The organism is Streptomyces sp. NPDC024698 (assembly GCF_055559015.1).
In genome coordinates this window covers 108,138-122,641 of sequence record NZ_JBVHLK010000016.1, presented here as the reverse complement: position 1 = coordinate 122,641, position 14,504 = coordinate 108,138, and the positions used below count along the sequence as shown (strand labels likewise).

The window sequence follows — 14,504 nt, the reverse complement described above, 5'->3', positions numbered from 1 at the left end:
CTCAGCCGGCCGCCCGGGCGGGCGGGCTCCCGGGCGTGGCCACGGCGTCCGGACCGTCCGGCGGGAACAGCCGCAGCCGGTGGGCCAGGGCCGCCGCCTCCCCCCGCCCCGAGACGTCCAGCTTGGCCAGGATGTTCGAGACGTGGACGCTGGCCGTCTTCGGGGAGATGAACAGTTCCTCGGCGATCTGGCGATTGCTGCGGCCCGCGGCGACCAGCCGTAGGACGTCGCGCTCACGGCTGGTGAGGCCGAACGCGGCCGCGGGGTCCGCGGGGACGGTACGGGTCCTGGCCGGGGTGTGCTCCAGGGTCAGGCGGGCCCGCTGGGCGAGCAGGGCCACGGCCTCGGTGAGCGGGCGGGCCCCGAGGTGCTCGGCGGCGGCACCCGACAGCCGCAGGAGTTCCGCGGCGCGGGCGCGCCCGCCGTCGTCCGCGCCCGTGAGCAGCAGGGCCTCGGCCAGCCGGAGCCGGACCCGGGCGAGGTCGTAGGGGCGCTCCAGCGGCTCGACGGCCTCGGCCACCTCGGACCACTGCTCCGGGCTGCTCGCCCCGTCGGCCCGCCGGAGTTCGGCGCGCAGCCATTCGGCGTGGGCGAGCCAGACGGGCGCTCCGGTGGCCAGGTTCCGCGCGACCGCGCGGATGCGTGCCATGGTCGGGGCGCGGCCGGGGACGGCGACGGGCAGGCCGCGGGCGTCGGCCTCGGCGGTGACGGCGGCCAGCAGCAGGGGCCAGGCGTAGCGCTGGGTGCCGGGCGGGAAGCCCGCGGCCAGCGCCTCCTCCAGGGCCGTACGGGCGTCGAGGAAGCGGCCCTCGCCCGCGGCGATGCCGATGGTGGTGCACAGCAGCGGCAGGGAGTGCTGGGGCATCGGGTCATGGGTGCCGAAGTGGCCGCGGGCGGCGGCCAGTTGACGTCCGGCTTCGATGAGGTCGCCGCGGGCCAGGGCGACGGGCGCGAGACGGGAGGCGCCCACGCCCGAGGCCTTGCCGCCGAGTCCGATGGCCAGGGCGCTGCGCGCGGCCTCGGCGGCCTCGTCCCAGCGGCCGAGCGCGTACAGCGATTCGGAGAGATTGCCCCAGACCCAGGCCTGGGTGTCCAACAGGCCGTTGCGGCGGGCGAGTTCGATGCCCTCGTTGAGGACGGCGACGGCCTCGCGGGAGCGGCCGACGGACTCCAGATGGGAGGGCAGGTTGATGTGCAGCCGGCCCACGACGTACGCGGCGCCCTGGCGGTTGGCCCGCTCCCTGACCCGGTACATCTCCGCGAGCCCGGCCTCGATCTCGCCCGCGTCGACCATCAGGCCGCCGAGGGTGAGCCGGGCGTTCAGCTCGGTGTCACGGGCGCCCACCATCCGCGCGTACTCCACGGCGCGTTCGGCCGCGGACAGAGCGCCGTGGCCCGGCTGGTGCACCATGCACCAGGCGGCGACCATGGACAGGACCTCGGCGTGCACCTGGGAGGGCGGCAGACCGCGCACCAGGTCCTGGGCGGTGGCCAGTTCCTTCCAGCCGTCGCCGCGGACCTGCGCCTGCACGAGCCGGGACCGCTGGACCCAGAACCAGGCGGCGCGCAGCGGGTCGCCCTCGTCCTGAAGGAGGTGCAGCGCCCGCTTGGTCGTCCTCAGGGCGCGTTCGCGTTCCCCGCACAGCCGGCCCGCGACGGCGGCCTCGGCCATCAGGTCGAGGTAACGCAGGGGCTTGGCCGTGGAGTTGTCGCCGGCCGGGCTCTCCCCGCGCTCCGGCGGCGGCGGATAGGCCTCCACGTAGTCGATGGGACGCAGTCCGGCCCGCACGGTGTCGGGGACGGCCTCCCAGAGTTCCATCGCCCTTTCCAGGAGTCTCAGTTGCTCGGCGTGGGCATGCCGGCGGCGGGCCTCGACCGAGGCGTCGAGGACGGCGGGCAGGGCCTTGGCCGCGTCGTGGGCGTGATACCAGTAGCTGGCCAGCCGGGTGACGCGCTCGTCGGCCGGTACGAGCGCCGGGTCGGCCTCCAGGGCTTCGGCGTAGCGGCGGTTGAAGCGCGAGCGCTCGCCGGGCAGCAGGTCGTCGCTGACGGCCTCGCGGACCAGGGAGTGGCGGAAGCGGTAGCCGTCGCCGCCGGGCGTCGCGATCAGGATGTTGGCGCCGACGCAGGCGCGCAGGGCCTCGATGAGGTCGTCCTCGGCGAGCCGTGCCACGGCGGCGAGCAGGGAGTACTCGACGGTGCTGCCACCCTCGGCGACGGTCCTGGCGACCCGCTGGGCGCTCTCGGGCAGCCCTTCGACGCGGACGAGGAGCAGATCGCGCAGGGTGTCCGTGAGTCCGGTGGGACAGCCCTCGCGGGCGGCGACGGCCAGTTCCTCGACGAAGAACGCGTTGCCGTCGGAGCGGGCGAAGATCTCGTCGGCGTGGGCGGTGTCGGGTTCGCGGGCCAGGATCCCGGCGATCTGACGGCCGACCTCGGCCCGGTTGAAGCGGCCCAGTTCGATGCGGCGGACCGTACGGAGACGGTCGAGCTCGGCGAGCAGGGGGCGCATCGGGTGGCGGCGGTGGACGTCGTCGGCGCGGTAGGTGGCGATCACGACGAGGCGGCCGCTGCGCAGCGTGCGGAAGAGGTAGGCGAGCAGATGGCGGGTCGAGGCGTCGGCCCAGTGCAGGTCCTCCAGCACGACGACGACCGTGCGGTCCGCCGCGACCCGTTCCAGCAGGCGGGCGGTGAGCTCGAAGAGGCGGGCCGTGCCGTCCTCCTCGTACTGCCGGCCTCTGCTGGTCTGGGCGAGTTCGGGGAGCAGGCGGGCGAGTTCCTCCTCCTGTCCGGCGGCCGCGGCGGCGAACTCGTCGGGCAGGGTGCGGCGCAGGGCGCGCAGGGCGGTGGAGAAGGGGGCGAAGGGCAGTCCGTCGGCGCCGATCTCGACGCAGCCGCCGCAGGCGACGACGGCACCCTCGCGGGTGGCGGCCGTCGCGAACTCCTCCAGGAAGCGGGTCTTGCCGACGCCGGCCTCGCCGCCGAGCAGGAACGCCTGGGGCTCTCCCCCGGTGCCGGGCGTCCCGGGGGCACCCTGGGCCGCGGCGCGGGCGAGCGCGTCGTTCAACACCTCCAGTTCGTCGGCGCGTCCGACGAACACCGGGCTGACGGACCTGGTCTCCACGGGCCCGAGCATGGCACAGGGCTCCGGCGGGGCGGCAGCGCTTATCGGGACGACGGTCGTCCGCCGCCCGCGGGGAGGCAGCCGGCCGACCGTCTCGGCGGCTCCGTCCCGCACACCCGGTGGGGGGCCGGACGGTGTCCGGCCCCCCACCGGCGCCCCGGCACTCACGCGGTGCGGGCGAACCGGTGCCGGCGGGGACGGTCGCCATGGGACCGTTCCTCGGCGTCTTCCTGTGCTGTCCTGCGGGCGGCGCGGCGGGCGGCCCGGCGGCCGGACGCGGCCTCTCTGGCGAGCCGGTGGGTCTGGGCCTCACGGATCATTTCCTCGGACCGGATCCGGTGGAGCTCGTACTCGAACATCTCGTACCCCTGGTGAAGAGTCGGTTTCGGTCTCGCCGCTCGGCGATGCCTCAACCTTCGTCTCCCAGGGGGGTGCGCCACATCGGGAGAGTTCCGCATCTTGGGAACGCGAAGGGCCTTAGGGCGGCCGCCGGATTCCGGCGCCGGCCCTAAGGCCCCTCAGAGTCGTCCCGGTGTCCCGGCGGTCAGCTGGTGGACGGCAGTCCGAGGAGGATGTCCGAGTACTTGGCGACCGCGAGCACCAGTCCCACGACGCCGAGCGACACACCCGCCCAGGCGACGGACTTGATCCAGGCGGCCTGCGGCCTGCCGGGAGCGCCGAACGCGGGCCGGACCAGCACGAAGACGCCGACGATCAGCGCGGCCAGCGCGAACAGGCCGCCGACCAGCGCGGTGGTCGCCCAGGCATCGCCGTAGACCTCCTTGACCTGCGTGGCGACGCTCGCCGTCGAGGAGGTCCGGAGCTGGCCGACCAGGGTCTCGCGGGCGGCGGCCACGGTGGCGACCCAGCTGCCGGTCAGCGACACCACGCCGAGTCCGGCGGACACGACGGCCGCGGCACCCTGGCCGACACCGGCGTCCCGTCCCGCGTCGGCGGCGGCGTCCGCGGGGTTCTCGTCCTGCTCGTCCTGCTCGTCGAGGTCCGCCGCGGTCTCGTCCCGCTCCTCGGCCTCGGTCTGTTCGCCGGTGACGGCCGGGGCGGCCTCGGTGACGTCCACGGTCTGCTCGTCGCGCTTCGCCTCGGTACCGGTCTCGGACCCGGTCTCGTCAGCTGTCTTGGTTCCCATGCGCGCACCGTACGGACGCTGTCTGAGAGGTTCCTTAATGATCGTCGCGGGCGGTGTCCTCGCGGGCGGCACGCCACTCGGGGGCGAGCACGGACCACACCTCCAGGTCGTGCCGGACTCCGTGGTGGGGGTGCTTCTGGCGGAGCACGCCGTCCCGGTTCATGCCGAGGCGCCGGGCCACGTTCAGGCTCGGGACGTTGCCCGCGGCCGCGACCCACTCCACGCGGTGGATCCCGCGCTCCTCGACCGCCCAGTCGATGAGGATCCGCATCGCGCGGGTCACGAGGCCGCGCCCGGAGGCGGCGGGCTCCAGCCAGCAGCCGACCTCGCAGTTGCCCTGATCGGCGTCGAAGTTCAGGAAGAGGACACCGCCCACGAGCTTCCCGTCCAGCCACAGGCCGTGCAGGGACCCGGTGCCGGCGGCGCGCATGTCGGCGTACCGCTGGAGCTGTGCCCGCGCGGACGGCACATCCGTGGACCGTGCCCCGAAGGGGATGAACCGCCCGATGAACTCGCGTCCGCGGTCCAGGTGCGCGAGAAACTCCTCGGCGTGCCAGGGCTCCAGGGGCCGCAGCTCCGCTCCGTCACCGCCCAGGGATATGGCGTACATCCCGTCACCGCTCCTTCGTCGTCACGTCCTGCGCCCCGGCGTCCGGCAGCTTCAGGTCCGGCACCTCGACGTCGGCCGCCGCGCGGCCCAGTACGTCCGCCGCCTCGGCGTCCGTGGCCTCGGCCAGCCTCTCATGGGCGGCACGGCACTCGGGCGGCTCGATGCTGATGCGCGGCAGCCTCTTGTCGAGCGCGCGGGGCAGCCACCAGTTGGCGTCGCCGAGCAGGTGCATGAGGGCGGGTACGAGGAGCGTGCGCAGGACGAAGGCGTCCAGGGCGACGGCCGAGGCGAGGGCGATGCCGAACATCGCGATGACGCGGTCGCCGCTGAGCACGAAGGCCAGGAAGACCGAGATCATGATGACGGCGGCGGAGTTGATCACCCGGCTGGTCTCGGCGAGGCCGACACGGACGGCACGCCGGTTGTCCCCGGTCTCCAGCCACTCCTCGTACATCCGGCTGACCAGGAAGACCTGGTAGTCCATGGAGAGCCCGAAGAGCACCGACACCATGATCACGGGCAGGAACGGCTCGATCGGGCCCGCCCGGCCGAGGCCGAGCAGTTCGCTCCCCCAGCCCCACTGGAAGATCGCGACGACGACTCCGAAGGCGGCGGCGACGGCGGCGATGTTCATGACCGCCGCCTTGAGCGGGATGCCGATCGAACGGAACGCGAGCAGCAGCAGGACGCAGCCGAGGCTGATCACCACGCCGACGAAGAGCGGGAGCTTGCCGATGATGACGCCCGCGAAGTCGTCGTAGCTCGCCGTCACGCCGCCGACCTGTATGTCGAGTGCGGTGCCCGACTCGGCGCGCGGCAGCACCTCGGTGCGCAGCCGGTCGACGAGGTCGCTGGTCTTCTGCGACTGCGGGGCGGAGGAGGGGACGACGGTGAGGAAGGCGGTGTCGCCTGCGCTGTCGTACGTCACCGGGGTGGCCGAGGCGACTCCCTCGGTGGACCGCAGCGTGGCGTCCAGGTTGTCCAGGGCGAGCCTGTCCTCGGCGCCGCCGACCTTGGTGACGAGGGTCAGGGGTCCGTTCAGGCCGGGTCCGAAGCCCTCCGAGATCCGGTCGTAGGCCTGCCGGGTTGTCGTGCTCTTCGGGTCGTTGCCCTGGTCGGAGGTGCCCAGGTGGAGAGAGAACGTGGGGAGGGCGAGCACGGCCATCACGACGACGGCCACGACACCGAGCAGCTTGGGGTGGCGCTCCACGAAGGCGGACCAGCGGGCGGCGAACCCGGTGGCCATCTCGGGCTCGGGCCCGTGCTCCTCCAGGCGCCGGCGTTCGCGGCGGCTGAGCGCGCGCGGCCCGATGAAGGACAGCAGCGCGGGCAGCAGGGTCACGGAGGCCGCGACGGTGAGGACGACGGTCAGGGAGGCGGCGATCGCCACGCCGTTGAGGAAGCTGAGCCGCAGGATGAGCATGCCCAGCAGGGCGATGCAGACGGTCGCGCCCGCGAAGACGACCGCGCGGCCGGTGGTGGCGACGGCGTTCTGCGCCGCCTCGGCCACCGTCAGCCCGCGTTTGAGGCCGCGCCGGTGTCTGGTCACGATGAACAGCGCGTAGTCGATCCCGACGCCCAGGCCGACCAGCATGCCGAGCATGGGGGCGAAGTCGGCGACGGTCATGGCGTGCCCGAGGAGCACGATGCCGAAGTAGGCCGTGCCGACGCCGATCAGGGCGGTGGCGATGGGCAGCATGGAGGCGGCGAGCGAACCGAAGGCGAGGAAGAGGACGACGGCGGCGACGGCCACGCCGACGATCTCCGCCGTGTGCCCGCCGGAGGGCTTGGTGAGCGCGATGGCGGTACCGCCCAGCTCCACGTCGAGCCCCTTGGCGTCGGCGGCCTTCGCGGTGCTGACGACGGCCTGCACCTCGCCCTTGTCGAGGTTCTCGGCCCGGTCGGCGAAGGTGACGGTCGCGTACGCGGTCCGGCCGTCCTGGCTGATCCGGCCGCCGGAGTCGGCCCGGCCCGGTCCCTGGTGGGTGTACGGGCTGTCGACGGAGGCCACTCCGGGCAGCTTCTCGATCGTGTCGAGGGTCCGCGTCATGGTCTGCTCGACGTCGGCCGAGCGGACGGTGCCCGCGTCGGTGTGCCAGACGATCGTGTCGCTGTCACCGCCGAGGCCGGGGAAGCCCTTGTTCAGGAGCTGCGTCGCGTGGCCCGACTCGGTGCCGGGGACCTCGTAGTCGTTGGAGTACGCGGAACCCGTCACGGCGGCGGCGGCGGTGACGCCGCCGAAGGCCACAAGCCACAGCAGAACGGCGACGAGGCGATGCTGAACGCACCACCGTGCAAGGGCTGCCACGAGCGAGCTCCCTGGGGGGATTTGTGGATCTTTATCGGGAACTGCCCGCAAAGAACACATGACTAATGCGTCATCACTGTTGCAGTCGGAAATGATCCTTTGTCGCATTCGTGGGCTTACTCACAGGACTGCGACCGAGGTCACAGCGGGTTCTCCCGCCCCCGTCACCCCGTCGGCCACACCTCAGTCCAGTTGGTCACCCACCGCCATGACCATCACACCGGCGATCATCAGCCACAGCGCCCGCCGGGTGCGGCCCTTGGCCCCGAGCACCGAAGCTCCGGCGCAGAGGACGGCCCCCGAGGCATAGGAGAGGGGTATGAGCGCCGTCCCGGACACCGAGGTGCGCAGCGCCGACGCGGCGAATCCCGCGACGGTCAGCAGCACTCCCGTCCCGGCAGCGGTCCAGCGCGCCCGGCGCGCCTCCGGGTCCTGATCCTCGTCGTCGGGGCGCTCGCCGTCGGGACTGTCCTGGTCGGGGTCCTCGGCGTCCGCGCCGTTGTCGTCCGCGTCCTCGGTGTCCGCGCCCTGGCCGTCCGCACCCTGGCCGTCGGGATCGGCCGGTATCGGGGCCTCGGCCTCCGGATCGGCGGGGGCGGGCTTCTTCTCGGCGGGGGGATCCGCCGGGTCCCGGGCATCGCCGCCGGGGGGCTCGCGGTCCTGGGCCGTGCGGTCGTGCGGCTCGGAGTCGGTGCTTCCACTCATGGCGCGGGAGCGTAGCGCGTTGACCTGAGCACGCCGACACAGACCCCAGGGGGTGCGCCGGTCACGACGCACCCCCTGGGATGTGGGAAAACCCGGATCTCAGCCTTCGGAGACGCCCAGCTTCTCCAGGATGAGCTCCTTGACACGGGCGGCGTCGGCCTGGCCGCGGGTGGCCTTCATGACCGCGCCGACGAGCGCGCCGACGGCCTGGACCTTGCCGCCGCGGATCTTGTCGGCGATGCCGGCGTTGCCCGCGATGGCCTCGTCGACGGCGGCGGTGAGCGCGCCCTCGTCCGAGACGACCTTCAGACCGCGCTTGTCGACGACCTCGTCCGGGGTGCCCTCGCCCGCGAGGACGCCCTCGATGACCTGACGGGCCAGCTTGTCGTTCAGGTCACCGGCGGTGACCAGCTCGGACACCCGGGCGACCTGGGCCGGGGTGATCGGCAGGTCCTCCAGGGCCTTGCCCGACTCGTTGGCACTGCGGGCCAGCTCGCCCATCCACCACTTGCGGGCGGACGTGGAGTCGGCACCGGCCTCGATCGTCGCGACGATCGAGTCGATCGCTCCGGCGTTGAGCATCGACTGCATGTCGTGGGCGTTGACGCCCCAGTCCTCGCGCAGCCGGTTGCGGCGGGCCAGCGGCTGCTCGGGCAGCTGGGCGCGCAGCTCCTCGACCCACTCGCGGGACGGGGCGACGGGGACGAGGTCGGGCTCCGGGAAGTACCGGTAGTCCTCCGCCTCCTCCTTCACGCGGCCCGAGGTCGTGGACCCGGTGTCCTCGTGGAAGTGGCGGGTCTCCTGGATGATCGTGCCGCCGGAGTTCAGCACCGCGGCGTGGCGCATGATCTCGAAGCGGGCGGCACGCTCGACGGAACGCAGCGAGTTGACGTTCTTCGTCTCGGAGCGCGTGCCGAACTTCTCCCGCCCGTGCGGGCGCAGCGAGAGGTTCACGTCGCAGCGCATCTGGCCCATCTCCATGCGGGCGTCCGACACGCCGAGCGCCCGGATGAGCTCGCGCAGTTCGGCCACGTACGCCTTGGCGACCTCGGGGGCCCGCTCGCCCGCGCCCTCGATCGGCTTGGTGACGATCTCGATGAGGGGGATGCCCGCGCGGTTGTAGTCGAGCAGCGAGTGCGAGGCGCCGTGGATGCGGCCGGTGGCACCGCCGACGTGCGTCGACTTACCGGTGTCCTCCTCCATGTGGGCGCGCTCGATCTGCACGCGGAAGACCTCGCCGTCCTCCAGCTGGACGTCCAGATAGCCGTTGAAGGCGATCGGCTCGTCGTACTGGGAGGTCTGGAAGTTCTTCGGCATGTCCGGATAGAAGTAGTTCTTCCGGGCGAAGCGGCACCATTCGGCGATCTCGCAGTGCAGCGCGAGGCCGATCTTGATGGCGGACTCGACGCCGGTCGCGTTGACGACCGGGAGGGCGCCGGGCATGCCGAGACAGGTCGGGCAGGTCTGCGAGTTGGGCTCGGCGCCCAGCTCGGTCGAGCAGCCGCAGAACATCTTCGTCCTGGTGCCGAGTTCGACGTGGACTTCGAGGCCCATGACGGGGTCGTACGACGCGAGCGCGTCCTCGTACGACACCAGGTCGGTCGTGGTGGTCACGGTGAAAACTTCCCTCTCAGCCCAGCAGGACGTCGTCGTCGCCCAGGCGCTTGAGCTCCCGGTAGAGGATGGCGAGGCCGGTGACGATGGCGGCGGCGGACACGGCCGCGTCGATGAGGCGCAGCGTGTCGTGTTCGTTGCGGGCCTTCTTGACCTGCTTCGCGACACCGAAGGCACCGAACGCCGTGCCGGCGATGGACAGATACGTGCCGGACTTGGACTTCTTGAAGCCCTTGGCCTTGGACATTGCCTTGCTCACAGCGACGGAGCCTCCTCAAGCAACGGGTGCCCCCACCTTTCCACGAAGGCGGCCTCGACGGCGGCTCCGACCTTGTACAGACGGTCGTCCTTCTGCGCCGGGGCGATGATCTGGAGTCCGACCGGGAGGTTGTCCTCGGGGGCGAGACCGCAGGGCAGCGACATCGCGGAGTTGCCGGCCAGGTTGGTCGGGATGGTGCACAGGTCCGCGAGGTACATCGCCATCGGGTCGTCGGCGCGCTCACCGATCGGGAAGGCGGTGGTGGGCGTGGTCGGGGAGACGATCACGTCGACCTGCTCGAACGCCTTGTCGAAGTCGCGCGAGATGAGCGTGCGGACCTTCTGGGCGCTGCCGTAGTACGCGTCGTAGTAGCCGGAGCTGAGCGCGTACGTGCCGAGCATGACGCGGCGCTTGACCTCGGGGCCGAAGCCGGCCTCACGGGTGAGGGCGGTGACGTCCTCGGCGGAGCGCGTGCCGTCGTCGCCCGTACGCAGGCCGTAGCGCAGGCCGTCGAAGCGGGCGAGGTTGCTGGAGCACTCGGACGGGGCGATCAGGTAGTACGCCGAAAGCGCCAGGTCGAAGGACGGGCAGTCCAGCTCGACGATCTCCGCGCCCAGTTCCTTCAGCAGTTCGACGGACTCGTCGAAGCGCTGGATGACACCGGCCTGGTAGCCCTCGCCGCGGAACTGCTTGACGACACCCACACGCATGCCCGCGACGCTGCCGTTGCGGGCGGCCTCGACGACCGGCGGGACCGGGGCGTCGATGGAGGTGGAGTCGAGCGGGTCGTGTCCGGCGATGACCTCGTGGAGCAGGGCCGCGTCCAGGACCGTACGGGCGCAGGGACCGCCCTGGTCCAGGGAGCTGGAGAACGCCACCATGCCGAAGCGGGAGACCGCGCCGTACGTCGGCTTGACACCGACCGTGCCGGTGACGGCGGCCGGCTGGCGGATGGAACCACCGGTGTCGGTGCCGATGGCGAGGGGCGCCTGGTAGGAGGCGAGGGCCGCGGAGGAGCCGCCGCCCGAGCCGCCGGGGATGCGGGTGAGGTCCCAGGGGTTGCCGGTCGGACCGTACGCGCTGTTCTCGGTGGAGGACCCCATGGCGAACTCGTCCATGTTGGTCTTGCCGAGGATGACGACGTCGGCGGCCTTGAGCCGCCTGGTGAGGGTCGCGTCGTACGGCGGGATCCAGCCTTCGAGGATCTTGGAGCCGACGGTGGTCGGGATGCCCTCGGTGGTGAAGATGTCCTTGAGCGCGAGCGGCACGCCGGCGAGCGGGCCGAGCTTCTCGCCGGCCTCCCGCTTGGCGTCCACGGCGCGCGCCTGGGCGAGGGCGCCCTCACGGTCGACGTGCAGGAAGGCGTGCACCTTCTCGTCGACGGCCTCGATCCGCGCGAGGTGGGCCTCGGTGACCTCGACGGCGGTCAGCTCGCCCGCGGCGATCTTCGCGGCGGTCTCGGCCGCGGTGAGCTTGATGATGTTGACGTTGGTGTCCGTCATGGTGATTAGTCCTCCCCCAGGATCTGCGGCACCTTGAAACGCTGCTGCTCCTGGGCCGGGGCGCCGGAGAGCGCCTGCTCGGGGGTGAGCGACGGACGGACCTCGTCCGCGCGCATGACGTTCGTCAGCGGCAGCGGATGAGAGGTCGGCGGTACGTCTTGGTCGGCGACCTCGCTGACGCGGGCGACCGCGCCGATGATGTCGTCCAGCTGGCCTGCGAAGTGGTCGAGCTCTTCGCCCTTCAGCTCCAGACGCGCCAGCCGTGCGAGGTGGGCGACCTCCTCGCGCGTGATGCCAGGCATGCAGCGATCCTCTGGGGTGAGTGCGGTGTGGTTTGGCCCAATCCTATGGGGCCCGCGCCCATGCCCGCGCCCGGGTTTGCCCCCACCCACAGCCGACCCGGGCAAACCGGCCTCTCCGATTCCCGGCCTGCGGCCGGAAGTCTCCCACCCACGCACCACCCGTGACCGCCCCCCGACCGGACGAGCTCTCACCCGCGGGTGCCCCACCATCGGCGGCCATCAGGCCCGTGGCACGTAAGCGACCACCGATAGCCGCCGACGGCGAGACACCCGAACGGGAGAGCCCGACCTCTCGCCGGACGGCGAACGGGTGGTGCGTGGGTGGGAAACGCCCGGCCGCAGGCCGGAAAGACCGACCGCCGCCGACGGCGGCACGCCCGAACGGGAGAGGCCAACCTCTCGGGGGGGGTGAACGGGTGGTGCGTGGGTGGGAGACGGCCGGCCGCAGGCCGGGAAGGCGGGGCGGGTGGCCGCAGGCCGGGAAGGCGGGGGCTGGTTGCCGGGGTTACTCCGCGGCCGGGAGGGCGGCTCGTGGGCGTTGCCAGCCGCGGGCCCCGCGGGCCAGCAGCCACGCCGTGGCCTCCTCGGGCGGCATCGCCGCGGCGACGAGCCACCCCTGGACGGCGTCACAACCCAGATCCCGCAACCGCTCCCACGTCTCGTCGTCCTCGACCCCCTCCGCCACGACGAGCAGCCCCAGCGAATGCGCGAGGTCGAGCGTGCAGCGCACGATCTCGGCGTCCTCGGCGTCCACGGCGAGCCGCGCGACGAACGAACGGTCGATCTTCAGCTCGCTGACCGGGAGCCGGCGCAGATGGACGAGGGAGGAGTATCCGGTGCCGAAGTCGTCCAGCGACATCTTCACGCCGTGCCCGGTGAGCGCCGCGAGCGTGTCGGCGGCCCGCTGCGGGTCCTCCAGGAGCACATGCTCCGTGATCTCCAGTTGGAGCGCTCCCGCGGGAACTCCGTGCCGGGCCAGCCGCGCGGCGACGGCCCCGGCGAACCCTGGTGTATGGACGTCACGCGGCGACACGTTGACCGCGACCGGGACGTACAGTCCCTGCGCCCGCCAGCGCGCGACCTGTCCGAGCGCCGTCTCCAGGACGTACTCGGTGAGGTGGGGCATCAGCCCGGAGGACTCGGCGATGGCGATGAACTCGTCCGGCGGGACCTTGCCGCGCTCGGGATGCACCCAGCGCACCAGCGCCTCGAGACCGGCCACCTGCCCGTCGAAGCGGACCTTGGGCTGGTAGTGCAGTTCGACGTCACCGGTGTCCAGCGCCCGGCGCAGATCGCCGAGCAGACCCAGCCGGTCGGGCGTGTTGGAGTCCCGCTTGGACTCGTACACCTCGACGCCCGTACGGTCCCGCTTCGCCTGGTACATCGCGATGTCGGCCAGCCGCAGCAGCCCCTCCGCGTCGAGCGCGTGGTCGGGGAAGACGGCGAGCCCGGCGCTGGCCTCCAGGACGAGGGTGAGCCCGTCCAGGTCGAGCGGTGAGCCGAGGGTGGCGACCAGATTGCGGGCGACCCGTGCGGCCGAGGTGGTGGAGTCCACGACCGGCAGTAACACGGCGAACTCGTCACCCCCCAGCCGCGCGGCCTCCGCCCCGCGCGGCAGCGCCAGCCGCAGCCGCTCGGCTATCTGGAGGAGCAGCCGGTCACCGGCGAGGTGTCCGAGCGTGTCGTTCACCGAACGGAAGCGGTCGAGGTCGATGAGCAGCAGGGCGGAGCGGGCGCCGATGCGCTCGGCGTCGTCCAGCGCCGTCCAGGTGCGCTCCAGCAGCCACTGACGGTTCGGCAGCCCGGTCAGCGGGTCGCGCAGTTGTTCCTCGGCCCGTGCGCGGGCTATCCACAGGGTGGAGTCGAGAGCGATCAGCGGGATCGAGAAGAGCGGCAGCAGGGTCGGCTGGGCCATCGCGACGACACAGACGAGCGGGGCGATGCCGAGCAGTGCCACGGCGACGAGACCGTGTCTGACCAGGGCCGTGCGGGCGACGGTCGGCAGGCCGCCGCCCGGCGTGTTGAGGTACCAGAGCAGGACGCGGGTGACGGCGAGATAGGCGCCGGCGACCAGCACCAGCTGGGGAACGGTGTAGATCGTCCAGGTGTCGGGGGCCCAGGGCGCCTCGACGCTCGGGAACCGCCCGAACGACGCGAGGACCAGGGCTCCGGCGCCGATGCCGAGGATGTCGGCGGCGCCGTGCAGGACGCCCTGGCGCCAGCGGTTGCGGCGGGCGGCGCCCACCAGGACCACGACGGTGAGGCTCACCATGCCGGCCGGGACCCAGCCGTACAGCAGCAGGACCGCGAGGGTCAGTGCGGCGCCGGAACCGGTGCCGCCCCACCAGCGGGCCCGGCCGAGCGCGACCAGGTGGCCGACGATCACACCGGTCAGCAGGGCCAGCGCCCAGCCGACGGTGCCGCAAGGGAAGAGCGCGTGGTGACCGGTGAACGCGCGGTAGAAGCCCGCGCCCAGGACGAACGCTGCGCTGCCCACGACCGCCGACGGCAGTGCGGGCCAGGGCAGATGTCGTTCGGGGTCCTGGCCGGGCAGGCCGGTGTCGCGTTCGGCGGTGAGGGCGCCGGCGACGGGGAGGGCGGGACGGGCGAGCGGCGCCGCGCCGAGCCGGCTCCGGGCGGGGCGTTCCGAAGGCCGTCCCGTCCGCAGGCCGGTCAGCCACGCGCCGGTCGTCCGGCGCAGGCGCAGCCGTGAGTCGGGAGCGGCGCTCTCGGTCGGTTCCATTCCCGTCCCTCTCACTGCCTGCGGTGCCCACGCCACACGTTCCGTTGCCGGCGACAACTGCCAACGGTGTCGCGTCGGAAAACCCTTCCCCCCGGGCTCGCGCGGAGCGGAGGATGCGCCGACCGCGGCCGGGCACGGGGGGCGCACACGTCAACAGTAGGCCGCGGAAGGCTTCCACGGGCAGCGGTCG

Annotated in this window: 11 protein-coding genes; all 11 read right to left on the bottom strand. The window is 72.6% G+C overall.

The features are described 5' to 3' along the window. Position 1: 1 nt before the first annotated feature. Positions 2–3,136 carry a helix-turn-helix transcriptional regulator gene (locus ACZ4AA_RS28535; RefSeq protein ID WP_467609098.1) on the bottom strand — a complete coding sequence of 1,045 codons (3,135 nt, stop codon included), beginning with the start codon at positions 3,134–3,136 and terminating at the stop codon, positions 2–4. 152 nt (positions 3,137–3,288) lie between these two features. Continuing rightward, positions 3,289–3,483 (bottom strand): hypothetical protein, encoded by a 195-nt coding sequence (locus tag ACZ4AA_RS28530; protein ID WP_467609096.1) that lies wholly within the window; start codon positions 3,481–3,483, stop codon positions 3,289–3,291. Positions 3,484–3,668: 185 nt separating this feature from the next. Then, the gene (locus tag ACZ4AA_RS28525; protein WP_467609093.1) at positions 3,669–4,271 is read right to left on the bottom strand and encodes a hypothetical protein; all 603 of its coding nucleotides are present in this window, start codon (positions 4,269–4,271) and stop codon (positions 3,669–3,671) included. 34 nt (positions 4,272–4,305) lie between these two features. After that, positions 4,306–4,881, bottom strand: a complete 576-nt coding sequence (locus ACZ4AA_RS28520; RefSeq protein WP_467609091.1) for a GNAT family N-acetyltransferase — start codon at positions 4,879–4,881, stop codon at positions 4,306–4,308. Between the two features lie 4 nt (positions 4,882–4,885). Further along, a complete protein-coding gene (locus ACZ4AA_RS28515; protein WP_467609089.1) occupies positions 4,886–7,189 on the bottom strand; it encodes an MMPL family transporter in 2,304 nt (767 codons plus the stop codon). Positions 7,190–7,372: 183 nt separating this feature from the next. Further along, positions 7,373–7,894 (bottom strand): hypothetical protein, encoded by a 522-nt coding sequence (locus ACZ4AA_RS28510; protein ID WP_467609087.1) that lies wholly within the window; start codon positions 7,892–7,894, stop codon positions 7,373–7,375. A 99-nt stretch (positions 7,895–7,993) separates the two neighbouring features. Beyond that, positions 7,994–9,508: an Asp-tRNA(Asn)/Glu-tRNA(Gln) amidotransferase subunit GatB gene (gatB, locus tag ACZ4AA_RS28505; RefSeq protein ID WP_467609085.1), complete on the bottom strand. Its 1,515-nt coding sequence runs from the start codon at positions 9,506–9,508 to the stop codon at positions 7,994–7,996. A gap of 16 nt (positions 9,509–9,524) precedes the next feature. Beyond that, on the bottom strand, positions 9,525–9,755 hold the full coding sequence (locus ACZ4AA_RS28500) for a hypothetical protein (RefSeq protein WP_401337522.1): 231 nt from the start codon (positions 9,753–9,755) through the stop codon (positions 9,525–9,527). Positions 9,756–9,763: 8 nt separating this feature from the next. Beyond that, entirely contained in the window at positions 9,764–11,269 is a 1,506-nt protein-coding gene (gatA, locus tag ACZ4AA_RS28495; RefSeq protein WP_467609083.1) for an Asp-tRNA(Asn)/Glu-tRNA(Gln) amidotransferase subunit GatA, read from the bottom strand. A 5-nt stretch (positions 11,270–11,274) separates the two neighbouring features. Next, positions 11,275–11,571 (bottom strand): Asp-tRNA(Asn)/Glu-tRNA(Gln) amidotransferase subunit GatC, encoded by a 297-nt coding sequence (gene gatC / locus ACZ4AA_RS28490; protein ID WP_015036350.1) that lies wholly within the window; start codon positions 11,569–11,571, stop codon positions 11,275–11,277. 505 nt (positions 11,572–12,076) lie between these two features. Continuing rightward, positions 12,077–14,314 (bottom strand): putative bifunctional diguanylate cyclase/phosphodiesterase, encoded by a 2,238-nt coding sequence (locus ACZ4AA_RS28485; protein ID WP_467609081.1) that lies wholly within the window; start codon positions 14,312–14,314, stop codon positions 12,077–12,079. Positions 14,315–14,504: the final 190 nt, after the last annotated feature.

What these genes read in the sequence shown, in the direction of transcription:
- ACZ4AA_RS28535 (WP_467609098.1), bottom strand. Translation starts at nt 3,136, where the DNA reads ATGCTCGGGCCCGTGGAGACCAGGTCCGTCAGCCCGGTGTTCGTCGGA.
- ACZ4AA_RS28530 (WP_467609096.1), bottom strand. Translation starts at nt 3,483, where the DNA reads ATGTTCGAGTACGAGCTCCACCGGATCCGGTCCGAGGAAATGATCCGT.
- ACZ4AA_RS28525 (WP_467609093.1), bottom strand. Translation starts at nt 4,271, where the DNA reads ATGGGAACCAAGACAGCTGACGAGACCGGGTCCGAGACCGGTACCGAG.
- ACZ4AA_RS28520 (WP_467609091.1), bottom strand. Translation starts at nt 4,881, where the DNA reads ATGTACGCCATATCCCTGGGCGGTGACGGAGCGGAGCTGCGGCCCCTG.
- ACZ4AA_RS28510 (WP_467609087.1), bottom strand. Translation starts at nt 7,894, where the DNA reads ATGAGTGGAAGCACCGACTCCGAGCCGCACGACCGCACGGCCCAGGAC.
- ACZ4AA_RS28500 (WP_401337522.1), bottom strand. Translation starts at nt 9,755, where the DNA reads ATGTCCAAGGCCAAGGGCTTCAAGAAGTCCAAGTCCGGCACGTATCTG.
- gatA (WP_467609083.1), bottom strand. Translation starts at nt 11,269, where the DNA reads ATGACGGACACCAACGTCAACATCATCAAGCTCACCGCGGCCGAGACC.
- gatC (WP_015036350.1), bottom strand. Translation starts at nt 11,571, where the DNA reads ATGCCTGGCATCACGCGCGAGGAGGTCGCCCACCTCGCACGGCTGGCG.
- ACZ4AA_RS28485 (WP_467609081.1), bottom strand. Translation starts at nt 14,314, where the DNA reads ATGGAACCGACCGAGAGCGCCGCTCCCGACTCACGGCTGCGCCTGCGC.